Below are 22,480 nucleotides of genomic sequence, written 5' to 3' on the forward strand. Positions count from 1 at the left end.
TGACTGCCGCGCCCTGTCCTACGTCAAGATGACATCCGTCGCAACGCACTGACAGTTTGAACATTGCACGGCGTGTGCAGACCGGACGATGCATGGGCAAATGGCACCGTTCCGCGAAGCCTCGCTGCTGAGCAGCGGAGTCGGATTAAGGCCGAAGGCAGCCGGGAAATTTGCCTTCGGCCCTCCACCGCATAATTTCCTTAAACCGGGGGCGATGTAAGATTAAATTATGCAGCAGATTCAAAGCGCTACAGTGTCCATGCGCGTCATGCTTGAGGGGGTCACAGATAGTTCACCAGGCTAAGCTCCTGCAGCTTGGCAACCAGGGTATAGGCCGTTTCGAGCTGGGTTTGTAAGGCGGTGACTTGTGTTGAGGCTTGGTAAACGTCGACACCCGTGAGATCCACAAGTTTGTTTTCCAGCAGGGTCGATAGCGCGTCGAGGGTGTCGTTTGCTTTCTCCACGCGTTCCTGCGAAAGTCCGAGTTGGCTCTGTTCGGTGACGAGGCTTGAGGAGGCCTGTGATGCGTAGCCGATCGCGGCAGAGGTGACGGTGCTCTGCGCCTCCTCGCCGAGATCCTGGCCCGAGAGCGCTGTCACGAGCACCGACGCCAGAGCGAGATAGCGCATGCCTTCAGAATTTGCGTTGGTCGACGATGTGATCGTCTCCGAGGCGCTAATGCGGCTTGTCATGTTCGTGCTGGATGCGCTTGACCAGCCGTCTGTCGGATCGGTCCACGCCGCCTCCGAGAACATCGGCTCGACCGTGTCGGAAATGAAGGTCGACATCTCGTCTCCGCTGAGCTCGCTGACGGACTTGCCGAGACTGGTTGCATAGGTTTGGAGGGCATCGGTGATTTTCGTCGAGACGGGTTCCGTCCGATCGGTCAGTGGAGTGTCATCGAGGTTGATACCGCCGAAAATATACTCGCCGTTCACCATGGTGTTGGCGACTGACAGAAGCTGTGACACCGTGTCCGCCGCCGACTGCTGCGCGACTGCCTCGGCCGAGCTGTCTTCATTGCCTTGCAGCGCGGTCAGGTTTGACACCAGGGAATCTGCTGCGTCCTGGAGGCTTGATAGTCCGGTCTGGGATGCCTCAAGGCGAAGAGCGACGACGGCGTTGCTGTTCGTCAAAGAGGATGTCTGTGCGATCGCTGCGGTCAGGTTGACGCTCGTGGCGGCACCCGAGCCAAGAGAGAGGCCAAGGTCTGCATAGGTGCCGGTTGTCGCCTCGGTGGATGCCTTCGTCAGAAGTGTCTGCGACTGGCTGATCGTCAGCCGCAGGGTGTTTTGCATTGCACTGCTTGAGATAAATGATGATTTCATGGCTTAGCTCGCAATGTCGAGCAGCGACTGAAGCATCTCGTCGATAACGTTCAGGATCTTCGTCGCCGCTTTGTAAGACTGTTCGATGTCGAGAAGCAGCGACAATTCCTCGTCGAGATTGACGCCGGTCTCGTTGGAGTAGGCTTCGTCGGAACGCGACAATGCAGCGGACGTATTTTCCGCCGCGGTCGATGCATCGCTTCTGTACTGTTCAAGCCATCCAATGGAGTCACTTGCGTAGTCGATCAGGCTGGCGTTTTGGCTGATGCCGGCATCCGACGAGAACTCTCTTTGGGTGCTGAGGGCTTCGTAGAGAGCGTTCAGATTGTCGGAGAAACCGCTGTTGTCGTCGGTGTTCAGGTCAGTGATGCCGCTGATGCTCCCGTCACGAAGCGCCATGGGATCGCCGCCTTCACTGGTGATGACGGCTGTATTGACGGAGATGGTCGCGGCAATGCCGCTTATGACGCCATCCAAAGTTGAAGGTGTCCCGCCTGCATTACCCGACGATGTGCTCCAGACGAAGAGCCCCGGGACCGTCGTGCTGCCATCGGTCTCGGAGAAGATCTGCACGAGCGACTTTGCGATCTCGTCCAATTGCGACTGGAACGTCGGCGCGATTTCGTCCCGAATCTGCAAGAGGGCCTGCAGACTGCCTTCACCGGTCGTGGTCGACCCCTCTCCTGCGGAAAGGGCAACGCCATCGATATAGACAGCATTGCCTTCAGTGCCCGCGACATAGGTGCTGGTCGGCTCGAAAGTAACGGTGCGCGGGACAGTTTCAAAGAGAACCGTACCGTCCGAGGTATAGAGCGCCATGTCGTTGTTGTCGCGAACGACCGCCGAGACGCCGACCAGGGACGATATCTGTTTAAGGATCGCCTCCCGTTCATCCAGTGCTGAGGATGTATCGGCTCCGGTTGCAGTTGCGAGCTTCACCGCATTGTTCGCATCTTCGAACTGCGAAAGCAGGGTATTCAGCGTATCGACCTGCGTTGCGATTTCAGCGTCGGCATTTTCGCGGACGGACTGCACGGCATCGCTGGCACTGTTCAACGAGTTTGCCACATCCTGCGCTGCAGTGACGGCCGACCGTGCGGCGATGCTGCTGTTCGGCGACGTACTAAATGTCTGAAGCGCCTCCTGGAAAGCTGAAAGATATGTGCTTGGCGACGTTTCGTAGTCATTGCCGCCGAGGATGGATTTCAAGTCTTCCAGGCCGCTCAGCAATGTCTGCTGAGCGCTGTCTTCGGAATTCGACTGCAGATACTGGGCGAGCAGTGCGTCTTCCTGCGCGCGGCTGATTTTGACGACCTGCGCGCCGTTGAGCGATGTCGTGATCGAGGCCTCGCGACGCACATAGTCGGAATTTCCCGCGTTCGCGATATTCGTCGAGACGACACTGCTTTGACTGCCCGTGCTGTTGAAGATGCCCTGCACGGTATTGAGTGTTAACGAGAGGGACATGGCTGTTCACCCGTCAGCGCTTGAGGTTGACGAGGACATCCATGATGTCGGAGCCGGTCTGGAACACCTTCGAATTTGCCGTGTAGCTCCGCTGTGCCTCGATCATTTCCGTCAGTTCGCTGGCGAGATCGACGTTGGAGCTTTCGAGCGCGCCGGATTGGATCGAGCCGAGACCATTGGTCTCCGGAAAGCCGGTGACGGTGACGCCGGACTCGCCATTCGCGGAGTAGACGTTGCCGCTGAGAAGCGTGAGGTTGTCGGGGCTTGCGACGGTCGCCAGAGGGATCTGGTAGAGAGCTTTGGTGGTGCCGTTCGCATAGCTGACAGACACAGTGCCATCCGTGCCGATGGAAACCGAACTAACGGAGCTTGCGGCCTGCCCGTCGGCACTGCCGGTGGCGGAGAAATCCGAGGCAAGCTGCGTGAAGTCGGAATAGTCCATCGTGATTGTCTTGCCCGTCGTCGGATCGACGATGTCGGTATCCGTCGCGGAGGTCAGATTGCCGTCCGCATCGAAGGACAGTGTCGCAACGCTGACGGCGTCGGAGGAATAAGGGAAGGACGTCGTTCCGCCGCTGGCGGCATCCGCATTGCGGTAAACGGCCACCTCCCAGGTACTTCCGGTCACTGCGCCACTCGCATCCGTCGTCACACCGGTCTTGGTGAAGTAATAGTCGTACTGTACGGTGCTGCCGAGGCTGTCATAGGCAACCAGCGACATCTTCTTCGTATCATCCGTCACCGTCGCCGATGCCTGATTGGCGCTCGGCAGCACATCAGGGTCGCTGACGACTTCCGCATCGGAGTCGAGGTTGCCGCTGAAATAGGCGCTCGTCGAAGCTATGGCGCTCAGCCCCGACTGGTTCACATTCACCGGCACGAGGCCATCGAATCCATTCACGACCACGGAAGGCGCGCCGGAATCGTAGGAATAGCCCATCAGCGTGAAGCCGGCGCTATTGACAAGATTGCCTTCGTCATCGACCGAAAAATCGCCTGCACGGGTCAGGACCGGCGTGCCGTCAGCGCCCTGCACAATGAAGAAGCCATCGCCGGAGATTGCCAGGTCATATTCCGAGGTCGTGTAGGAGATATCGCCCTGCTGGGAAATTGCCTGGCGGACGGTCGTCTGCACGCCACCGGAATTGTAGTTGCCGGATGAGGAAGACAGGACCAGCGACGAAAAGCTTGTCGACACAGCCTTGTAACCTGTCGTGTTCGAGTTTGCGATGTTGTCGGAGACGGTACTGAGACGGTTTGCCTGCGCACTCATTCCGGAGACTGCCGTCTTCATGCTGCCAAAAATGCTCATTGTTCGGTTCCCTGTTTTGGATAAATCACGACATGCTCTTTTCCCGGGAATTGAGTCCAAGAATACGCAATCATGGATTGCGAATGCGGACGCGGTGCTGCGACTGTTTGCATGAAGAGTTCGCTAGTCGGCAGGAATCCTGGAAATGGCGATTTTGCTTGGGGTCATCCCAGCAACGGCTGAGGCTTCGGACGGCGCCATTTTACGCGGCGCCTGCAAAGCTGTTAAAGCGACGGGTAAACCGCCACACTGGTTGCACAAACACATTGATCAACAAGTATATGGCGGCCAGCGCTTGCCTTCGCGCCCGAAACGATATTAGACAAAATTGATCGCTTTGCAGAAGATTCGACCGTCGGCCTCAGGTGCCGATAATCGTATGTTGAAGGTACTGCGGCGATGGTCGCCATGAAGCGCTCCTTTATTGGAGTGTTATGAGCGACGCATTACGGTACTGGTGAGTTCTCTAAATCGAAACGCCGGTTCGCTCAACTAAAGTAAATTGTCGGCGAGAAGTCAGTATTGACCCGCGCCGGCGGTTGCTCGTGGCGATTCGCTGCGCACAGACCAGGGTGCAAGATACCGTAGCATGAGATCACAAACAGAACAGACGATACAGGTTGCGCGTAAGCGCGGGCGTCCCAAGGTCTCGACCGATGAAGACAGGCGATCTCATATTGTAAGCTGCGCACGCGAGATATTCATCGAGTTCGGCTATGCCGGAACGACGACGGCTGTGGTGGCAACACGGGCTGCAGTATCGAAACAAACGCTCTACAGGCTTTTTGAAAGCAAGGAAGAGTTGTTTGCTGCCGTTGTCAGAGCGCATCGCCGATCGATGCTCGATCTTCCGCGTGATCCTGAAGACATCTCGGTCGCCGAAAGCCTCGAGCGCATCTTCATGATCGATATAGACGAGGAGACGGACGCAGAGCGGGCGAGGTTCTTGCATCTCGTTTTTCGCGAGTCGAGCCAGTTTCCTGAACTCATCGACATCCTGCACGAAGAGGGCCTGCTTGCCGCGCGGCAACAGCTTGCCGACTGGCTTGCACAGCGCCAAGAGGAGGGCCGATTGAAGATCGGCGATGCGATGAGTGGCGCTCGCATGCTTATGGACATGCTCTTTGCCGGTATGGGACCGCCGGAGGGCAGGGCGCTGGCCTGGCCGGATCGGGCGAAACGACTCGAGCACCTGCGTCGTTGCATTGCGATCTTTACGGCTGGTGTCGACGCAAAATAAGGCTTCGGTCGCAATCTCTATGTGAGCGCGCTCGCGCGCTAGCTCGTCGTCGGCCAATCCGCACTCTCGCAACGCACGCTATCATGCTGCATCTGAACCAGTTAGGTCACGCCAGGACAGCACGTGTTTTGCGCCAGGCCTCGTAACGCTCGAGAGTCTCGGCATTCGGCGGATAGACGCCGAGCGTCGACCTGCCGGATTCGATCTCGGATTTCAAGAACTCTTCCTGCTCTTCCATCACGACGGCCTCATCGGCGATCTCGTGCACATATTCGCGCGGGATCACGATGACGGCTTCGCTGTCGCCGAAAATGATGTCGTCGGGATACACGGCGACGCCGCCGCAGGCGATTGGCTGGTTCATGTCCGAAGCGTGATGGGCGACGAGATTGGCGGGGGCTGCGGGTCCCATGCAATAGGTTTTCAAACCAAGTTGCGCAATATCCGCCGTGTCGCGGACACCACCATCCAATACAAGGCCGGCCGCCTTGCGATAGATGAGACGGCGGGCGAGCATGGCGCCGATGCCGGCGACGTCAGGCAGGGAACGGCAATCGAATACCAGCACATGCCCTTCCGGAATCGTGTCGATCGCCTTGCGCTGATGGTTCGATGGATCGGAACTGTAGGTCGAGCCATCGATGTCTTCGCGGGCGGGAATATAGCGTACCGTAACGGCTGGGCCGATCATCGGCTTGTCGACGCTCGCAAGTGGCCTCACGCCGCGAATTGCGGTGTTCCTCAATCCGCGCTTCAAAAGCAGCGTGCTGAGACTTGCCGAATTCGTCCGCAGGAGCTTCGCGTAAATCGATGGGTCCAACGCTGTCATGAATTCCTCCATTGTCTGTGGCTCAGACTTACCACAGCAAACGGAGAGTTCAATATAGATATTTGTGCTTCTTATTTGGATAATGGATGGACTCCATTGATTGCCTTGGTCAATGCGGCTGCTCCCTCCAGGACCTCCCGCCTTATCGACTGGCCTCGCTCCGGCGCTGCCTCGCCGATAAACGGGACGCTGACTGCGGCGACCAGCCGGCCCGCCGAATCGAAAGCCGGCGCCGAAAAGGCTCTGAGCCCAAGGTTGGATTCCTGATTGTCCTCGGCGTAGCCGTTACGGCGAATTTCGACCAGCGCCTCCTTGAGTACATCGGGATTGGTGATTGTATAGGGCGTCTTGGCCTCAAGGCCGGTGGCGCAGTAGGCCTCGATTTCGCTGTAATCAGAATAGGCCAGTGCAAGCTTGCCGGCGGCGCCCACGTGCTTGCGGGAGCGCCCGCCAACCTTAATGAATATCGCGTAATCTCCGGGGCTTGGCGCCGCAAAGATCGTCATCATTTCATTGCCGTCGGGGGTTGCGAGCTTGAAGGATTCGAGAATCCTGTCGGCGGCTGCCATAAGGATTGGCTTCGCCGCCTCGACGAGTAGTGCTTTGTCCGCGCCCGGCGATATACGGCGCGCCAACTCGATGAATTTGGGACCGAGCTCGTAGGATGCGCCGCCATTGATGCGCGCGACAAGGCCGTGTGCCATCAGTGAATTCAGGATGCGGTAAACAGTTGAGCGAGGCACGCCGAGCTGGTTCACCAGCGCGGCCAGCGAGATGCCCGTCCTTGCATCGGCGACAGCCTCCAGCAGATGCGCGGTCTTCTCCACCACAGGGGAGCCATGTTTAAGTTCATTCATGAACCGTAAATTCCATATCTGGATCAATCCATATTGACATCTCGGCAGCATCTGAGCATTCTCACGCTGCAAGTGTCATATTTGACACTACGCCGTTGCAGGAGGAAGTAAAGCCATTTGGATGGTCCGCATGGATGGCGGGCGGGACAGGGGGCTTTCGACAGGGCGGCACCGCAGAGCGCAGGTATCACCGCTCGAACTTGGAGGAGGCATCCATGAAGAAGATGACATTGATCAATGCTGCGACAATCGGGTTTGCTGCGCTTTCGCTGGCCGCAAGCACCGCGATTCCCGCGCATGCCGCATCGGACAAGTTAACTGTGGTGGTCACGGATGAGCCCAAGTCGCTCGATCCGTGCGACACCGACCTTTCGGGTAATTCTCGCATTCTGCGCAACAACATTACCGAGACCCTCGTCAACCTCAGCCCCGCGGACGGATCTGTCTTGCCGAGTCTCGCCACCAGCTGGCGGCAGGTGGATGACCTGACCTGGGAGTTCAACCTGCGCGAAGGGGTCGCCTTTCATGACGGAAAGCCTTTCGACGCGAGCGCCGTCGTCGCCTCGCTCAAGCGGGCGCAAGATCCGGCTCTTGCCTGTGAAGTTGGCCTTGCCACGCTGAAGGGCGTCAAATTCACCGCCGAAGCTCTTAATCCGGCAACGCTGCTGATCCGTACGGATAGCGTCGAGCCGATCCTGCCGAACAAGATGTCTTCCGTGGATATCGGTTCGCCAGCGACCCCGAATGACAGCAAGACGCGAACGCCTGCAGGCACCGGACCGTACAAGCTGGCCGCGTGGGCGCCCGGTCAATCGGTAACCCTGACGGCCTATGACGGTTACTGGGGCGAGAAGCCGGCCATCAAGAACGCAACGATTATCTGGCGCGCCGAGTCCGCCGTCCGTGCTGCGATGGTTGAGACCCGCGAAGCCCAGATCGCCTATGAGATCGCCCCTCAGGACGGCACGACGGAACAGGACCACGCATTTCCGAACGCGGAAACCTCCCTGCTCAGGATCGACCAGCAGATCGCCCCCCTGAACGACAAACGCGTCCGCGAGGCGCTCAACCTGGCGATCGACCGGGACGGCTTGATCGGCACCATCTTCCATGAGGAAGCTAGGAAGGCGATGCAGGTTGTGCCGCCGTCCGTATTCGGCTTCAATCCCGATATTCCCGTTTGGACGTACGATCCGGAGAAAGCGAAGTCGCTGCTCGCGGCGGCCGAAGCAGACGGGGTTCCGGTCGACCGGGAAATCGTCATTTACGGGCGCATCGGCATCTATCCCAATTCATCGGAAAGCATGGAAGCGATTCAGGCCATGCTCGCAGATGCGGGTTTCAAGGTTAGGCTGGAAATGCTCGAGACCAGCCCGTGGCTGAAGAGACTGCTGAAGCCCTGGGACAAGGAGCGCCAGCCGTCGATCCTGCAGACACAGATCGACAATACCGAAGGCGATGCCGTGTTTACCCTGCCGAACCGTTTCACCACAGACGGCAACCAGTCGACGATCGCCGAGGCAAGCCTCGACAGGCTTATTGCCGATGCCTCCAAGGCGACCGGCGACAATCGCATGCGGCTGTTCCAGGAGGCCTTCAGATACATCGCCGTCGACGCGGTCAATATCGCGCCTCTCTTCCACATGGTCACGATCGCCCGCGTCGCGAAGGATGTGAACTACAAACCCGACGTACAGGCCGGAAACGAGATCAAGCTCAGGACGATCAGCTATCGCTGATGCCGAAGCCTGTTGATACGCCTGAGTATCGCTTGAGGAGAGCGGATGTCCTTCACCTATTTCCTGAGACGCGCGGCTTTTGCTGCGCTCGCACTCGCGGCGCTGATGACATCCGCGTTCTTCCTGGTTCGATTGACCGGTGATCCAGTCAATCTTTACTTGCCGGTCGACGCCTCGGACGCCGCACGTGAAGCCATGCGGGTCCGCCTCGGGCTCGATCGTTCTCTCCCGGCTCAATTTCTCGATTGGGCAGGTGACATGCTGCGCCTCGATTTCGGAATATCGCTCTGGCACAACCGCCCCGCCATGGATGTGGTTCTCGAGGCACTGCCGAACACGCTCGGGCTCGGCGCGATCGCCCTCGCCCTGGCCTTCACTGCAGCTATCGTTGTTGGATCGATCGCCGCGGTCAATGCCGGAGGCTGGGTCGACCGGGGGATCAATGTATTGTCGCAGGCAGCCGCCAGTGTTCCCGATTTCTGGTTGGGCTTGATGGGAGTTCTGCTCTTCGCCGTGACATTCCGCCTTCTGCCGACATCCGGCTTCGGCGGTCCGATCTATTGGGTGCTTCCGATAGCCTGTCTCTTCGCCAGACCTTTCGGGACACTGGTGCAGATCGTCCGAGGCTCCATGATCGAGGCGTTGAATGCCACCTTTGTCCGCACGGCGCGGGCCAAGGGGGCCCGGTCCGGCCGCGTCACCTTCGTGCATGCCTTGCGCAACGCCCTGCTGCCCGCTGTGACGGTCACGGGCGATCTCGCCGCGCAGTTCGCCGGGGGTGGTGGCGTCGTCGAAGTCGTCTTCGGATTCCCCGGCATAGGAAAGCTTCTGATCGACGGCATCCTGAAGCGGGATTTTGCGATCGTGCAGGCTTCGATCTTCGCCGTCGCGGTCGTCATCTTCTTCATCAACATCCTGGTCGATATGCTCTACGCATCGATCGATCCGCGCGTGAGGGTCGAATGACCGAGACCTCAGCCGAGTTCCTCCCCGCCCGCGAGCGTCGTAGCAGCCGCATCCTGTGGCTCGTGCGCGCGCTCGCGGGCGATCCGATGGCGGTTGTTGCCGCGATCTGGTTGCTGATCGTTCTCCTGGCAATTCTTGCTGACGCCTCTTCTCTTCTGGGTGACAATCGCATTTCGCTGAAGGCACGCAACCTGCCGCCCTTCGACTTCAGCCAGACCTGGACGTTGTGGATCGGAGCCGATGCGCTCGGCCGCCCACTTCTTGTCCGCCTCATCCAGGCGGCATCGACGACGATCGGCATCGCCCTCGTCACCGTGCTGACGAGCCTTGTCGGCGGAACGCTGCTCGGCGTTGTCGCCGGTTATTTCGGTGGCATCATCGGCAATATCATTATGCGGATCTGCGACATTATCCTCGGCTTCCCGACGCTGCTCGTCGCCCTTTTCGGCCTTTATCTGTTCGGCCCGAGCGTCGGCAATCTCGTTATCGTGCTCGCTGTCACCCGCATGCCAGCCTATATCCGCGTCGCGCGCGCCGAAACGCTGGAAGTGCGTGAACGCCTGTTCGTGGATGCAGCGCGCGTCTTCGGTGGCGGGCCGATCTGGATCCTTCGCTATCACATCCTGCCGAGTGTCGCCCCCACCATGCTGACGCTGGCATCTGTCAACCTCGCGATGGTCATGCTGTTCGAGTCCGGGCTGAGCTACCTTGGCCTTGGCATCCAGCCGCCGGCGGTTAGCTGGGGCCTCATGGTCGCGCAGGGCCAGGGATATCTGTCTTCAGCCTGGTGGCTCGGCTTCTTTCCAGGTCTCGCCGTGATGTTTACCACCATGTCCTTCAATCTCCTCGCCAACTGGTTCCGGATTGTCAACGACCCGTCGCAACACTGGCGTCTCGTCAGCCGGAGACGATGATGGCTCTCCTTGAAGTCGAAAACCTGCAGGTCAGCTTCGATACGGCCGCCGGCCGCATCCTGGCGCTCAATGGGGTATCCTTTTCACTGGAGCGTGGCGAAGTCCTGGCACTGCTCGGCGAAAGCGGATCCGGCAAGTCGGTGACCGCATCGGCCATCATGGATCTCATTCCTGATCCGCCGGGCGCCATTAATGGGGGATCGATCCGTTTTGAGGGCGCGGATCTGCTGAGGCTATCGCAGAACAACCGACGCGACCTGTGCGGAGACCGGATCTCCCTGATCTTTCAGGATGCCCTGGCAGCGCTCAATCCGGTCTACCCTGTCGGTTGGCAGATTGCAGAGATGTTCCGGATTCATGGCCGAAACCCAGCCGCCGGCATCGACCAGGCGGTCCTCGACCTTCTGACGGCCGTCGGCATTCCCGATCCGGCGCGGCGCGCCAGGCAATATCCTCACGAGTTTTCCGGTGGGATGCGCCAGCGCATCATGATCGCCATGGCCGTGGCGCTGGAGCCGGATATCATCATCGCTGATGAACCGACAACAGCGCTCGATGTTACCATCCAGGCGCAGGTGGTCGATCTTCTGAACCTGGTGCGCAAGCATAGCGGCGCTGGCATGATCTTCATCACCCACGATCTTGGCGTCGTCGCCGAACTCGCGGACCGCGTCGCCGTCATGTATGCCGGGCGGATCGTCGAGACGGCGAGTGTCTTCGAACTGTTCGAGGATGCGCGGCATCCCTACAGCGTGGGGCTTCTCGCATCTCAGCCGCGCATGAACAGCGACGGAGACGAACTGGTACCCATCCCCGGCTCCGCGCCCAATCCCGCCGCGCTTCCTTCGGGCTGCGCCTTCCGAACGCGCTGTCCGAGGGCCGAAGACCTTTGCTCTAGGGTTGTGCCTCCCCTTGAAACCGTGGGGCCTGGCCGTCAGGCCGCCTGCCATTTCCCGGTGTCGCCAGCATGAACGAGCCTCTCCTCAAGGTCGAAAACCTCTCCCGCCACTTCGGCAATGCATCTACGCCCGTCCGTGCCGTGGATGACGTCAGCTTCGAGATCGCTCGCGGTGAAACGCTAGGCCTTGTCGGCGAAAGCGGCTGCGGTAAGACTTCACTGGTCAGGACTCTGTTGAAGCTCGGGCCGGCAACCGGTGGCAGTGTGCGGCTCGACGGCGTCGATATCACGAAGGCGAATGGCAAGCAGCTGCATGAATTGCGCCGCAAAATGCAGGTCGTTTTCCAAGACCCCTATCAATCGCTCAATCCGCGTATGCGGGTCGACCGCCTGATAGCGGAGCCATGGGCGCTCCATCCCGGAACCCACCCCAGAAGCCACTGGCATGAAGAAACGGTCCGGCTGCTCGAAGCCGTGGGACTGCGGGCCGAACACGCAGATCGCTATCCCGCCGAGTTTTCCGGCGGTCAGCGACAGCGCTTGGGGATAGCGCGAGCACTCGCGCTGAATCCTGCCCTGCTGGTCTGTGACGAACCGGTCTCGGCCCTTGACGTATCCGTCCAGGCGCAGGTGGTCAACCTGCTGGCCAAGCTCCGACGGGAACGCAATCTTGCCATGCTGTTCGTCGCGCATGACCTTGCCGTGGTGCGGCACGTCTCGGATCGGGTCATGGTCATGTATCTTGGCAAGATCATCGAAACCGGCCCCAGGCAATCGATCTTCGGTGCCCCGGCCCATCCCTACACACAAGCTCTGCTTTCAGCCGTTCCCATACCGGACCCGAGGCTCCGTGGACACCGTAAGCGGATTGTCCTGCAGGGAGATTTGCCGAGCCCGGCCAAGCCCCCGAGCGGCTGCCGCTTCCGGACCCGCTGCTGGAAGGCGACGTCGATTTGCGCGGAGCAAGAACCGGCACTGACCGCAAGGACTTCGGCTCCGGGTCTGCTGACCGCTTGCCACCATGCAGATGTGGACATGGCAACAACAGCCGTATGAGCTTTCATGGAAGCGCAGAACCGCTACTGGCCTTTTGTTTTCACGCAATTCCGGACAGAAAGCCGCTTCGCATTTTTCCTGGGATTGCTTTAACAGGCGATCCTCGATTCCACGGCGCAGGTTCGACCGCTAGGGATTTTCGCGGGGGCCGGAGCACTGCTCTCGAAGGATCACGCGGAGATGGATCTACCGTTTTCCAATTTGCTTTAGCACGCGAATCAATTATAGAACCACCTAGTTCTGCAATTAAAGCTGAACCGGCAAAGCTCGGTCTTCCTGCCGTTTTCGCCATGACTGGCGTCCCCTGTACTGAAAACGTCGCGTGATGTGAACAGTCGATGCGATCGCGCCGGCGATCGCAATTGATTGCGCATGTCTACGTGCAAGAGGGCAGTAAGCATGGTTTCGACATATCTCAGCTATCTCTCGGTTACGCGTAATCTGAGCGCAAGCCTCGACAGCGTTGCCTCAAAGGCGACAGTCTCGCGCGATACGGCGTACTACAAAGAGAACATCGACAAGGTGACGTCGGTCGATGAGTTTATGAGCGATTACAGGCTCTACTCATACGCCATGAAGGCTTATGGGCTGGAGGATATGATCTATGCCCGCGCGTTCATGCAGAAGGTCCTGGAAAGCGATCTCAGTGACTCCTCGAGCTTTGCCAACAGCCTCAGCGACAGTCGCTACGCGGAGTTTACGGCAGCGTTCAAGTTTTCTGGCGAAACGGCCACGGCTCAGTCCGATGCGCAACAGACGAGCCTGCTGGATGCTTACGATGCTTCCTTCGACGAGGAGACCGACTCCATTGCCGGGGAAGGGGACTATTATGAGAATGCGATCGCAGAAGTAACATCGGTCGACGATCTTCTGGGCAGCACACGCTTGCGAAATTATGTGCTGGCGGCCTTTGGCCTCAGCACGGATTACACATCCACCAGCTTTCTGAAGAACGTCCTGACCAGCGATGTGGATGACCCCGACAGCTTCGTCAATCAGCTCGACGACAGTACCTTTGTCAGCCTTGCCAAAGCCTTCAATTTCGCAAGCGACGGCAGCGTCGATGGCGACGCCGCGCAGTCCGACGAGCAGATGTCGCTGGTGACGGGCGGCTATACGCTGGCCATGGCGACATTTGCTTCGAGCGGGACCGGTGACGCCTATTCGGCGTACTTCGCCGCACAGATTGGCAATGTCACTTCCGTCAGTGATCTCATGGAGGACGACAAGCTTGTCGCCTATATTCGAACAGCATATGGCGTATCCGAAGACGATCCGGACAACTATATTTCGGCAGCCCTCAAAAATGGGGATATTGCAGAGGCCATCGGTCTCGGCAGCGTGCATGACGCCTTCAATTTTGACGAGGACGGAAACCTCGCCGACGGAACCGCTGCTCAGACCGACGAGCAGACGGAGGCCGCGGCGGAGAGCTTTGCGGTGAATTACCAGACAGAGATCGCCGATTTCAGCACGGAAGATGCGATCGACAACTACAAGACCAGGATAGCCGCGGTCACCTCCATTGACGACTTCCTGACCTCCAACGCCGATGATGATGACGATACGAACGACGGCGATCCCGAACTCTGGGAAATGGCCCTGCGTTCGTTTGGCATCGATCCTTCGAGCGTATCGAAGACTGAATTGCGCAAAATTCTGGAAAGCGATCCGAACGATCCCAAGAGCTACGTCAACGAGTTGAATGACGACCGATTCGTCGCCTTCCGGGAGGCATTCAATTTTGACTCCGATGGCAATACGACGGTCCCGCTTCAGGCGATGTCCGGGTCCGTGATCGACGATGTCGCGGCCGACTACAAGCAGAACAAGATCCGTTATCTTGACGGTACAGAGCAATCGGACGCAAGTGACGCGGCCGACACCGAAATAACCTACTTCCGCGAACAGATGGGGAGCATCAAGACGGTCTCCGAATTTCTGGCGGACGATCGGCTCGTGGACTTCGTCCTTGAAGCCAAAGGGATTGACCCCGAGGATGTCAGCACCGACGACCTTGAGAAAATGTTCTCTTCCGATCTCGAAGACGACAAAAGCTACGTAAACAAGCTGTCGGACAACCGGTTCGCCGAGATCGTTGCCTCTTTCAATTTTGATAGTGATGGAAATCTTTCCGAGGAAGCCACCGGATCGATACAGCAACGCGGCGACGTCGTGGAAACGGTCAACGCTTATTTACGTCAGACACTCGAAAGCGAACAGGGAGACAGCAATACCGGCGTTCGGCTGGCCCTTTATTTCGAGCGCAAGGCCTCAACCATCTCAAGTGCTTACGACATCATCGGCGATACCGCGCTCTTCGAGTTCTTCACGACAACCTTCAACCTGTCGAGCTACGTGTCCAACATGGATGTCGACAAGCAGGCTGAAATGATCAGCAATTATATCGATCTTGAGGATCTCTCCGATCCCGACAAGGTCGCTTCTCTCATCAGCCGCTTTACAGCGATGTACGATGTCGAAAACGGAACGACGGGCGACTCGAGTGCGCTTTCAATCTTGACCGGTTCATCCACGATCAGTGCTGATACTCTTCTTGCCGTAGCCCAGCTCAAGACAGGTTGACCACATGAACGCGATGCTCTCGCATGACTATCTGCCGGTGACCGAATGCCAGGAGGAACTGGCCTACCGGCTCGCCTGCAATCTTATTGACATGCTTCCTTTCGTGGGAGAACCACGTGTGCCGGGGCAGTCAATGGCATGGCCTCGTCGCGGTGTCTATGATCGTGAAGGCATCGAATTGGAAGAGGTGCCGCCCGAGATTGAACAGTTCTGCGATCGCATTGCGTCGCACCTTCTTGCCCATTCTGCGTTCGATCTCTGGGTCGAGGCACTTGGCGCGCTCAAGTCTTATCTTCGGCTGCACTCCTGAACCTGAGAGCGGCCGCAGCGGCATTATTCCGTGAGTTCAATTTCACGCCGCAGGGCAGAAGCCTATGCCCCGGCTAGACCCACAATTCGCGTTTGCCGAAGGGATCTTCGTCCGTGAAGTTCTTCTGGCCAATGCGCGATGTTTGCGTCTGCTCTGAAGTCGAGGTGCCCGATTGCGATTTGGCCTGTGTTTCCTGCTTTTCCTTCGCTTGGACCGCTTCGAGCTGCGCTTTCAGATCCGCGATCTCATCGTTGATCTCGGTTCGCTCCTCCTCCGTCTTAGCATTGGAAAGCTCGCTTTGCTTGGCAGCGATCTGCTGCTGCAGTTGCGCTTTCTGTGAACTGGTATTCCCTGTCGAACTGCTGGTCGACGTGGCGGATGTTGAGACCAGGGATATGCTTGAAGTGGCTCCGACCATGGCTTACTCATTTGGTTGCTGCAATTAACAGTACTATAAAGTACAATAATTAACGATTGATGAGTTCGATCGACCAAAGCGACATGTTCGCTTTTCCGACGCATGCCGTGGGCACACGGTGGGTCAGGTCGGCACCCCTTGAAAGCCTTCGCCATATGGTTCAGACAGCCAAAAGCAGCGAGGGTTCATCCGTGAAGCATCTTTATATCGTCGGCATTGGCACCGGTAATCCGGAGCATATTACGATCCAGGCCGTGAACGTCCTCAACAAGGCCGATGTGTTGTTCCTTCCGACCAAGGGCGCAAAGAAGGCAGAGCTTGCGGAAGTGCGTCGCGACATATGCGAGCGCTATGTCACGCGCGCAGACGGCCGCATTGTCGAATATGCCGTACCGGTCCGGCAGACGGCGAACCGGACCTATGTTCAAAGCGTGGACGACTGGCATGCGGAGATTGCAGCCACCTATGAGAGACTGCTGAGCGAGGAGCTCGGGGATGACGCCAGTGGCGCCTTTCTCGTCTGGGGTGATCCAAGCCTTTACGACAGCACGATCCGTATCGTCGAACGGGTCAAGGCGCGCGGCAATATCGCCTTTGACTACAGCGTCATTCCCGGCATCACCAGCATCCAGGCCCTGACGGCGAGCCATCGCATCCCTCTCAATCTCGTCGGTAAGCCGGTTGAAATAACGACGGGCCGGCGCCTAGGTGAAAGCCTCCCGCGCTCTATCGAAAGCGCAGTCGTGATGCTGGACGGCGAACAGGCCTTCAGCAAGGTCGATGACCCGGATGTTCACATCTTCTGGGGCGCCTATCTCGGCACCATGGACGAGATCACCGTTTCCGGTCGGCTGGGTGATGTCACCGATGAAATTCTCAAACGACGGGCCGCGGCGCGAGAACGGCACGGCTGGATCATGGATATCTATCTTCTGCGCAAGGGCGAGGATTTCGACGATCGAGACGACTGAGCCCGCATCCACACGCGATACCTGTCAAATTGTTTGCCTGCCCGCCTGGATCATGTAAGGACATCTTCCCGGAAGGATATTCTCATGACCGGAACGGACGGACAGTCTGTCGAAATGCAGGGCGCCAGGCGTGCAATGCCGTCCTGCGTGCCGCCCACATCTCCCGATCGCAATGGAAGACGTCGCGCCGCCTGCCCTTCCCTGGCCGTGCCGATGGCAACCGGTGACGGTCTCCTCGCCCGATTGCGTCCCACAATACCGGATCTGACTATCGCACAATGTCGAATGCTCGCTGTCGCCGCAGTGACCCACGGCAACGGCATTCTGGAGGTTACAGCCCGGGGCAGTCTGCAGATCCGGGGTTTGCGCCCGGAAACGGTGGAACCACTGAGAGCAGCGATCGATGCTGCGGAGATTGTGCCGCAGGCCGGCGTGGCAATCGAGATCCCGCCGTTGGCCGGGCTTGATGCGAGTGAGGTCGCCGATGCCCGGGCAATGGCATCCGCCCTTCGTGCCTCGATCAACGCACTGAGGCCCGTTCTTGCGCCGAAATTGTCAATCATCATCGACGGGGGCGGTCGCTTCAATCTCTCAGCTTTTTCAGCGGATATTCGGCTGAAAGCGATCGCGAACGCCTCAGCACCGCTATGGGCGGTCTCCATCGGCGGCGACGAGCGCACCGCTCGCCCGCTTGCGATCCTGCCTGCGGCTTCCGCATGTCGCGCCGTCACCGATCTTCTGCGGCTTCTATCCGACCTCGGAGCGGCCGCCCGCGGCCGCGATATCGAAGATTTTCCCTCCCTGCCCTGGGTACAACAGGGAGTGTTGTCGCCAATGTCGGCACCTGCTCCACCCATCGCCGGTTTGCATGATGTCGATGGGATCGGGCGTGTTCTGGGCCTGGGCCTCGCCTATGGGCAGATATATTCCGCCGAGCTGGTCCGTTTTCTCGATATCGCGGAGGCGCATGGCGCCGAGAAAATCCGGCTGGCCCCGGAACGTGGCCTGTTCGTTCTTGGTCTCGGCGACAAGGCGTTTGCCCCGGTTCGAGAGGCCGCCCGTGCTTGCGGATTGCGAACAGAAGGCGACGACCCGGCAAACCATGTCGCGACCTGCGCCGGGGCTGGGGGCTGCGCGTCCGCCTTCTATGCCACGCGCGATATGGCTGGCGCAGTGCTGGAGCTCGCACCGGAGCTTCTCGATGGCTCTTTGACGGTGCATCTTTCGGGCTGCCCAAAGGGCTGCGCTCATCCCCGCAGCGCGGCGATCACACTGGTCGGTGCGCCGATAGGCTACGGACTTGTCGTAAATGGTTCCGCATATGATGAGCCGCTGGCGTACATCGAGAGAGACAACATTCGCTCCGTGCTCCGGACGCTCTCCGGGCTTGTGCGCGACAATAAGGATGCTGGCGAATCGGCGCGGGCCTGCCTAACACGGCTCGGCGCAGAAGAAATCGCCAAAGCAGTGCAACAGGGATAGGAAATGCCAGACTACGATTACATCCGCGATGGTAACGCAATCTATCAGCGTTCCTTCGCGATTATCCGCGAAGAGGCGGATCTGTCCCGCTTTTCGGAGGCAGAGGCCGATGTTGCGGTGCGGATGGTTCATGCCTGCGGTCTGGTGGATGCCGCCCCGCATTTTGCCTTCTCTCCGAATTTCGTCATGGCCGCGCGTACGGCGCTCGGCAAAGGGGCACCGATCTTCTGCGACGCCGAAATGGTTGCCCATGGCATCACCCGCGCGCGCTTGCCTGCCGGCAACGAGGTAATCTGCAGCCTGCATGATCCCCGCACGCCCGATATCGCTAAAACCATCGGCAACACACGCTCGGCTGCGGCGATGCATCTGTGGGGCGATCGCATGGCGGGCGCCATCATCGCCATCGGCAACGCACCGACGGCGCTTTTTCACCTTCTCGAAATGCTGCGGGACGGCGCGCCGAAGCCTGCCGCAATCGTCGGTATGCCGGTCGGCTTCGTCGGCGCGGCGGAATCGAAAGATGCTCTCGCGGAAAATTCCTATGGCGTTCCATATGGCATCGTGCGCGGCAGGCTGGGGGGTAGCGCCATGACCGCCGCGGCGGTAAATGCGCTGGCGAGGCCGGGCCTATGACGACGGTCGGTATGGGCAGGCTGATCGGCGTCGGAACTGGTCCCGGTGATCCGGATCTGCTGACGGTCAAGGCCGTGAAGGCTATAGAATCAGCTGATATTATTGCCTTTTTTGCCAAGGAGGGCAGAAGCGGCAATGGCCTGGCGGTGGTGGAGCACCTCCTGCCTGCGGATGTGGAATTGCTGCCGCTTTATTATCCGGTCACGACGGAAATCGACAAGAACGAGGACGCCTACAAGAGCCGGATCACGGCCTTCTATGATGCCTCAGCGGAAGCGATCGCGCATCATCTCGATGCAGGTCGTACAGTCGCGGTCTTAAGCGAAGGCGATCCGCTTTTTTACGGCTCCTATATGCATCTGCATGTCCGCCTCGCCGGTCGTTATGACGCCGAGGTCATTCCTGGTGTCACCGCCATGTCCGGTTGCTGGTCGCTCGCAGGAGTCCCGATCGTCCAGGGCGATGATGTCCTTTCAGTGCTGCCGGGAACGCTGGCGGAGGGGGAATTGAGCCGCCGCCTTGCCGATGCCGAAGCTGCCGTCATCATGAAGGTCGGGCGCAATCTGCCGAAGATACGTCGTGCTCTCGAGGCGGCCGGATGCCTGGACAAGGCGATCTACGTCGAGCGTGGCACGATGTCGAACGCCGCGATGACACCGCTTGCGGCAAAGCTTGACGGCGAGGCTCCCTACTTTTCCCTGATCCTCGTTCCCGGGTGGCGGAGCAGGCCATGAGCGGCAAGCTTTTCGTGATCGGAACCGGTCCGGGCAAGCCGGAGCAGATGACGCCCGAAGCGCGGGCGGCAGTCAGCGAGGCGACCGAGTTCTATGGCTACGGCCCCTATCTCGATCGTCTTTCGCTCCGATCCGATCAGCTGCGCATCGCTTCCGACAATCGCGAGGAGCTTGACCGGGCGAGGGCGGCGCTCGACCGCGCCAGCAGCGGTGTAAACGTCTGCGTCGTTTCCGGCGGGGATCCAGGTGTCTTCGCCATGGCCGCCGCTATCTGCGAGGCGATCGACAGCGGGCCGAGCGTATGGCGCGATCTGGATCTCGTCGTCGTGCCGGGCATTACGGCGATGCTCGCCGTTGCTGCTCGCATCGGCGCGCCGCTCGGCCACGATTTCTGCGCCATCTCCCTTTCCGACAATCTAAAGCCCTGGGATATAATTGAAAACCGCCTGAGATTGACCGCCGAGGCCGGTCTGGTCATCGCCCTTTACAATCCGATCAGCAAGGCACGCCCCTGGCAGCTCGGCAAGGCTTTCGACATTCTTCGCAGCATCCTGCCTCAGCAAACACCTGTCATCTTCGGCCGTGCTGCCGGGCGGCCTGACGAGCGGATCATTGTCTCGCCGCTTACAAGCGCGGATGCGGCGCTTGCCGATATGGCGACCTGTGTCATCATCGGTTCCGCTGAAACCCGCGTCATCGCGCGCGGCGACCGCCCCGATCTGGTCTATACGCCGCGCTTCATCGCCGGAGAGAACAGATGATCGATTTCATCGAGCGCAGCTTCGATGCTGGCTACGGCCGGCAATCCTGCTCTCGTCCCTCGCTCGACCATGACGATGTCGATTCCGAGGAGGCGCGCCGCCTCGATCTTTGCATAGGCGGCAGTGCCACCGCTGTTCTTCGAAACAATCACGTCAATCCTTTCCGCCTGCAGGAGGCGGCTCTCGCCCTCCAGTGTAAAGGGACCGGCGGAAAGGATATACGTAGCCTGCGGAACCCGCAGCGGCGGCTCGACCGGATCGATGCTGCGCACGAAATAGCGATGCTGCGGCGCCGCGTTGAAATGATACGCCTCCTGCCGGCCGATCGTCAGAAAGACGCGGCGAGGAGAGGGGCCGAGCGCCTCGACCGCAGCCGCTATGCTGGAGACGGAAATCCACCGGTCGCCATCGCCCGGCTCCCAGCCGGGACGACGCAGCGAGAAGGCAGGCACGTCGGCAAGCCGCGCGGCCTCAGTGGCATTGGCGGAGATGCGTTCGGCGAAGGGATGGGTGGCGTCGATCATCAGGCCGATGTCTTCCAGCCGCAGGAACTGCGCCAGCCCCTCGGGACCACCGAATCCGCCGCTTCGAACCGGGACGGGAAGGGGCAACGGTTCGGCCGTCCGGCCGGCGAGCGAAAGGACGATATCGAGGTCCGTGCGGGTCGCCAGCCTTTCGGCCAGTTTGCGAGCTTCCGTGGTTCCGCCCAGGATCAGAATGCGGACCTTGCCCATGCCTGAAATGCCTTCCCCTTCAATTCGCTGGCTCACTCTTATCGGCCTCGGCGAAGACGGTCCAGACGGTTTGGGAGATGCGGCAAAGAAGCTGATTGCGGCGGCACCCATCGTCTTCGGCGGCGCCCGGCATCTGGAACTGGCGGCACCGTTGATTGCCGGCGAGACCCACGCCTGGCTTAGCCCTTTCGAGCGATCGATTGAGACAATCCTGGCACGGCGCGGCAGCCCGGTGGTCGTTCTGGCTTCGGGTGATCCCTTCTTTTTCGGTGTCGGTGCGACCCTGTCGCGAAGCATTCCGGCTTCGGAGATGAACGTTATCCCCGCGCCCTCCGCCTTCAGCCTCGCCGCCTCTCGGCTCGGCTGGCCGTTGCAGGAGGTCGCGACGATCTCGCTGCACGGGCGGCCGCTCGCGCTCATCCGCGCGCACCTGCACCATGGGCGAAGAATCCTTGCCCTGACATCGGACGGGGAGGGGCCCGCGCAACTGGCAACCCTCCTCACGGAGAGCGGCTTCGGTCAGTCAAGCCTTACCGTTCTCGAAGCCTTGGGGGGCACTCGCGAGCGCATCACTTTCCAGATCGCGAAAGACTTCGATCTGGGGAGTGCCGATCCTCTGAATGTCTGCGGCATTGAGGTCGCGGCAGGTGAGGGGGCACGCATCGTTCCCTTCGTAGCCGGTATCGATGACAGCCTGTTCGAGCATGACGGCCAGATCACCAAGCGTGAAATCCGCGCCCTGACGCTCTCGGCGCTGGCGCCGCGCCATGGTGAGTTGCTGTGGGATATCGGCGCCGGCTCCGGCTCCATCGGCATTGAATGGATGCTCGCCGATCGGTCATTGCGCACGATCGCCATCGAGGCCTCGCCCGAACGCGCGGTTCGTATCGGCCATAACGCTGAAATGCTCGGCGTGCCAGAGCTGACCGTCGTTGAGGGACGTGCGCCTGAAGTGCTTGCCGGTCTTCCGCAACCCGATGCGATCTTTGTCGGAGGTGGTGGCAGTGACGCCGGTGTAATGGATGCGGCGATCGCCGGCCTGAAGAGGGGCGGCCGCCTTGTCGCAAATGCCGTGACCACGGAAATGGAGGCGATCCTTCTTCGCCTCAGTGCAGAGCTTGGCGGCAGCCTGACACGCATCGACATCGCCCGCGCCGCGCCCCTCGGCAGCATGACGGGATGGCGCCCGGCCATGCCAGTCATGCAATGGGCATGGACGAAACCCTAATCCGGAAAAACGAG

The 22,480-nt window shown here is 59.7% G+C and carries 21 protein-coding genes; 14 read left to right on the forward strand and 7 right to left on the reverse strand.

Annotated elements, in window-relative coordinates; genetic code table 11:
• Positions 1 to 281 precede the first annotated feature (281 nt).
• The 3 genes from AAE029_RS02525 to AAE029_RS02535 are packed head-to-tail and all read right to left on the reverse strand — an operon-like array spanning position 282 to position 4,107.
• A complete protein-coding gene (locus tag AAE029_RS02525) occupies positions 282 to 1,328 on the reverse strand; it encodes a flagellar hook-associated family protein (RefSeq protein ID WP_371071211.1) in 1,047 nt (348 codons plus the stop codon).
• A 3-nt stretch (positions 1,329 to 1,331) separates the two neighbouring features.
• Positions 1,332 to 2,795 carry a flagellar hook-associated protein FlgK gene (flgK, locus tag AAE029_RS02530; protein ID WP_371071212.1) on the reverse strand — a complete coding sequence of 488 codons (1,464 nt, stop codon included), beginning with the start codon at positions 2,793 to 2,795 and terminating at the stop codon, positions 1,332 to 1,334.
• Between the two features lie 13 nt (positions 2,796 to 2,808).
• Positions 2,809 to 4,107: a flagellar hook protein FlgE gene (locus tag AAE029_RS02535; protein ID WP_371071213.1), complete on the reverse strand. Its 1,299-nt coding sequence runs from the start codon at positions 4,105 to 4,107 to the stop codon at positions 2,809 to 2,811.
• 589 nt (positions 4,108 to 4,696) lie between these two features.
• Between AAE029_RS02535 and AAE029_RS02540 the strand changes: the two genes are divergently transcribed.
• On the forward strand, positions 4,697 to 5,347 hold the full coding sequence (locus tag AAE029_RS02540) for a TetR/AcrR family transcriptional regulator (RefSeq protein WP_371071214.1): 651 nt from the start codon (positions 4,697 to 4,699) through the stop codon (positions 5,345 to 5,347).
• A gap of 106 nt (positions 5,348 to 5,453) precedes the next feature.
• Here AAE029_RS02540 and AAE029_RS02545 read toward each other — a convergent pair whose 3' ends face one another.
• Together AAE029_RS02545 and AAE029_RS02550 are read right to left on the reverse strand one after the other, a co-directional pair.
• On the reverse strand, positions 5,454 to 6,176 hold the full coding sequence (locus AAE029_RS02545; RefSeq protein ID WP_371071215.1) for a ribonuclease activity regulator RraA: 723 nt from the start codon (positions 6,174 to 6,176) through the stop codon (positions 5,454 to 5,456).
• Between the two features lie 71 nt (positions 6,177 to 6,247).
• The gene (locus tag AAE029_RS02550) at positions 6,248 to 7,033 is read right to left on the reverse strand and encodes an IclR family transcriptional regulator (protein WP_371071216.1); all 786 of its coding nucleotides are present in this window, start codon (positions 7,031 to 7,033) and stop codon (positions 6,248 to 6,250) included.
• Positions 7,034 to 7,248: 215 nt separating this feature from the next.
• On the opposite strand from AAE029_RS02550, the gene AAE029_RS02555 reads away from it, so the two are divergent.
• The 7 genes from AAE029_RS02555 to AAE029_RS02585 all read left to right on the forward strand — a co-directional run bounded on the left by AAE029_RS02555 (position 7,249) and on the right by AAE029_RS02585 (position 15,502).
• On the forward strand, positions 7,249 to 8,772 hold the full coding sequence (locus tag AAE029_RS02555) for an ABC transporter substrate-binding protein (protein WP_371071217.1): 1,524 nt from the start codon (positions 7,249 to 7,251) through the stop codon (positions 8,770 to 8,772).
• Between the two features lie 45 nt (positions 8,773 to 8,817).
• Complete coding sequence (locus AAE029_RS02560) at positions 8,818 to 9,738, forward strand: ABC transporter permease (RefSeq protein ID WP_371071218.1); 921 nt, start codon at positions 8,818 to 8,820, stop codon at positions 9,736 to 9,738.
• A complete protein-coding gene (locus AAE029_RS02565; RefSeq protein WP_371071219.1) occupies positions 9,735 to 10,652 on the forward strand; it encodes an ABC transporter permease in 918 nt (305 codons plus the stop codon). The genes AAE029_RS02560 and AAE029_RS02565 overlap by 4 nt, the downstream gene beginning before the upstream one ends.
• Positions 10,652 to 11,623, forward strand: coding sequence for an ABC transporter ATP-binding protein (locus AAE029_RS02570; protein WP_371071528.1), 972 nt, complete (start codon positions 10,652 to 10,654; stop codon positions 11,621 to 11,623). Before AAE029_RS02565 ends, AAE029_RS02570 begins: the two co-directional genes overlap by 1 nt.
• Entirely contained in the window at positions 11,620 to 12,606 is a 987-nt protein-coding gene (locus tag AAE029_RS02575; protein WP_371071220.1) for an ABC transporter ATP-binding protein, read from the forward strand. Before AAE029_RS02570 ends, AAE029_RS02575 begins: the two co-directional genes overlap by 4 nt.
• 399 nt (positions 12,607 to 13,005) lie before the next feature.
• On the forward strand, positions 13,006 to 15,192 hold the full coding sequence (locus AAE029_RS02580; protein WP_371071221.1) for a DUF1217 domain-containing protein: 2,187 nt from the start codon (positions 13,006 to 13,008) through the stop codon (positions 15,190 to 15,192).
• 4 nt (positions 15,193 to 15,196) lie between these two features.
• Positions 15,197 to 15,502, forward strand: coding sequence for a DnaT-like ssDNA-binding protein (locus AAE029_RS02585; protein ID WP_371071222.1), 306 nt, complete (start codon positions 15,197 to 15,199; stop codon positions 15,500 to 15,502).
• 73 nt (positions 15,503 to 15,575) lie between these two features.
• Here the strand turns inward: AAE029_RS02585 and AAE029_RS02590 are convergent, their stop codons facing one another.
• On the reverse strand, positions 15,576 to 15,920 hold the full coding sequence (locus AAE029_RS02590; protein WP_371071223.1) for a hypothetical protein: 345 nt from the start codon (positions 15,918 to 15,920) through the stop codon (positions 15,576 to 15,578).
• Between the two features lie 155 nt (positions 15,921 to 16,075).
• On the opposite strand from AAE029_RS02590, the gene cobF reads away from it, so the two are divergent.
• From cobF to AAE029_RS02615, 5 genes are all read left to right on the forward strand, one after another.
• Complete coding sequence (gene cobF, locus AAE029_RS02595; RefSeq protein WP_371071224.1) at positions 16,076 to 16,891, forward strand: precorrin-6A synthase (deacetylating); 816 nt, start codon at positions 16,076 to 16,078, stop codon at positions 16,889 to 16,891.
• A gap of 84 nt (positions 16,892 to 16,975) precedes the next feature.
• Positions 16,976 to 18,373: a precorrin-3B synthase gene (gene cobG / locus AAE029_RS02600; RefSeq protein WP_371071225.1), complete on the forward strand. Its 1,398-nt coding sequence runs from the start codon at positions 16,976 to 16,978 to the stop codon at positions 18,371 to 18,373.
• Positions 18,374 to 18,376: 3 nt separating this feature from the next.
• A complete protein-coding gene (locus tag AAE029_RS02605) occupies positions 18,377 to 19,009 on the forward strand; it encodes a precorrin-8X methylmutase (protein WP_371071226.1) in 633 nt (210 codons plus the stop codon).
• Positions 19,006 to 19,743, forward strand: a complete 738-nt coding sequence (locus AAE029_RS02610) for a precorrin-2 C(20)-methyltransferase (protein WP_371071227.1) — start codon at positions 19,006 to 19,008, stop codon at positions 19,741 to 19,743. The genes AAE029_RS02605 and AAE029_RS02610 overlap by 4 nt, the downstream gene beginning before the upstream one ends.
• A complete protein-coding gene (locus AAE029_RS02615) occupies positions 19,740 to 20,504 on the forward strand; it encodes a precorrin-3B C(17)-methyltransferase (protein ID WP_371071228.1) in 765 nt (254 codons plus the stop codon). The genes AAE029_RS02610 and AAE029_RS02615 overlap by 4 nt, the downstream gene beginning before the upstream one ends.
• On the opposite strand, the gene AAE029_RS02620 is transcribed toward AAE029_RS02615, so the two are convergent.
• Positions 20,468 to 21,238, reverse strand: coding sequence for a cobalt-precorrin-6A reductase (locus AAE029_RS02620; RefSeq protein WP_371071529.1), 771 nt, complete (start codon positions 21,236 to 21,238; stop codon positions 20,468 to 20,470). The two genes, AAE029_RS02615 and AAE029_RS02620, sit on opposite strands and share 37 nt — an antisense overlap.
• On the opposite strand from AAE029_RS02620, the gene cbiE reads away from it, so the two are divergent.
• Positions 21,237 to 22,466 (forward strand): precorrin-6y C5,15-methyltransferase (decarboxylating) subunit CbiE, encoded by a 1,230-nt coding sequence (cbiE, locus tag AAE029_RS02625; protein WP_371071229.1) that lies wholly within the window; start codon positions 21,237 to 21,239, stop codon positions 22,464 to 22,466. The genes AAE029_RS02620 and cbiE overlap by 2 nt on opposite strands.
• The last annotated feature ends 14 nt before the right edge of the window (positions 22,467 to 22,480 follow it).

Source organism: Sinorhizobium sp. CB7 (assembly GCF_041357635.1).
GTDB lineage: Bacteria > Pseudomonadota > Alphaproteobacteria > Rhizobiales > Rhizobiaceae > Rhizobium.

Excerpts from the sequence above, each read along its gene's own strand:
- AAE029_RS02590 (WP_371071223.1), bottom strand. The coding sequence starts at position 15,920 with ATGGTCGGAGCCACTTCAAGCATATCCCTGGTCTCAACATCCGCCACG.
- AAE029_RS02570 (WP_371071528.1), top strand. The coding sequence starts at position 10,652 with ATGGCTCTCCTTGAAGTCGAAAACCTGCAGGTCAGCTTCGATACGGCC.
- AAE029_RS02555 (WP_371071217.1), top strand. The coding sequence starts at position 7,249 with ATGAAGAAGATGACATTGATCAATGCTGCGACAATCGGGTTTGCTGCG.
- cobF (WP_371071224.1), top strand. The coding sequence starts at position 16,076 with ATGGTTCAGACAGCCAAAAGCAGCGAGGGTTCATCCGTGAAGCATCTT.
- AAE029_RS02545 (WP_371071215.1), bottom strand. The coding sequence starts at position 6,176 with ATGACAGCGTTGGACCCATCGATTTACGCGAAGCTCCTGCGGACGAAT.
- AAE029_RS02550 (WP_371071216.1), bottom strand. The coding sequence starts at position 7,033 with ATGAATGAACTTAAACATGGCTCCCCTGTGGTGGAGAAGACCGCGCAT.
- AAE029_RS02620 (WP_371071529.1), bottom strand. The coding sequence starts at position 21,238 with ATGGGCAAGGTCCGCATTCTGATCCTGGGCGGAACCACGGAAGCTCGC.
- AAE029_RS02610 (WP_371071227.1), top strand. The coding sequence starts at position 19,006 with ATGACGACGGTCGGTATGGGCAGGCTGATCGGCGTCGGAACTGGTCCC.
- AAE029_RS02615 (WP_371071228.1), top strand. The coding sequence starts at position 19,740 with ATGAGCGGCAAGCTTTTCGTGATCGGAACCGGTCCGGGCAAGCCGGAG.
- AAE029_RS02575 (WP_371071220.1), top strand. The coding sequence starts at position 11,620 with ATGAACGAGCCTCTCCTCAAGGTCGAAAACCTCTCCCGCCACTTCGGC.
- AAE029_RS02540 (WP_371071214.1), top strand. The coding sequence starts at position 4,697 with ATGAGATCACAAACAGAACAGACGATACAGGTTGCGCGTAAGCGCGGG.
- cobG (WP_371071225.1), top strand. The coding sequence starts at position 16,976 with ATGACCGGAACGGACGGACAGTCTGTCGAAATGCAGGGCGCCAGGCGT.
- AAE029_RS02565 (WP_371071219.1), top strand. The coding sequence starts at position 9,735 with ATGACCGAGACCTCAGCCGAGTTCCTCCCCGCCCGCGAGCGTCGTAGC.
- cbiE (WP_371071229.1), top strand. The coding sequence starts at position 21,237 with ATGCCTGAAATGCCTTCCCCTTCAATTCGCTGGCTCACTCTTATCGGC.
- AAE029_RS02535 (WP_371071213.1), bottom strand. The coding sequence starts at position 4,107 with ATGAGCATTTTTGGCAGCATGAAGACGGCAGTCTCCGGAATGAGTGCG.
- AAE029_RS02580 (WP_371071221.1), top strand. The coding sequence starts at position 13,006 with ATGGTTTCGACATATCTCAGCTATCTCTCGGTTACGCGTAATCTGAGC.
- flgK (WP_371071212.1), bottom strand. The coding sequence starts at position 2,795 with ATGTCCCTCTCGTTAACACTCAATACCGTGCAGGGCATCTTCAACAGC.
- AAE029_RS02605 (WP_371071226.1), top strand. The coding sequence starts at position 18,377 with ATGCCAGACTACGATTACATCCGCGATGGTAACGCAATCTATCAGCGT.
- AAE029_RS02585 (WP_371071222.1), top strand. The coding sequence starts at position 15,197 with ATGAACGCGATGCTCTCGCATGACTATCTGCCGGTGACCGAATGCCAG.
- AAE029_RS02525 (WP_371071211.1), bottom strand. The coding sequence starts at position 1,328 with ATGAAATCATCATTTATCTCAAGCAGTGCAATGCAAAACACCCTGCGG.
- AAE029_RS02560 (WP_371071218.1), top strand. The coding sequence starts at position 8,818 with ATGTCCTTCACCTATTTCCTGAGACGCGCGGCTTTTGCTGCGCTCGCA.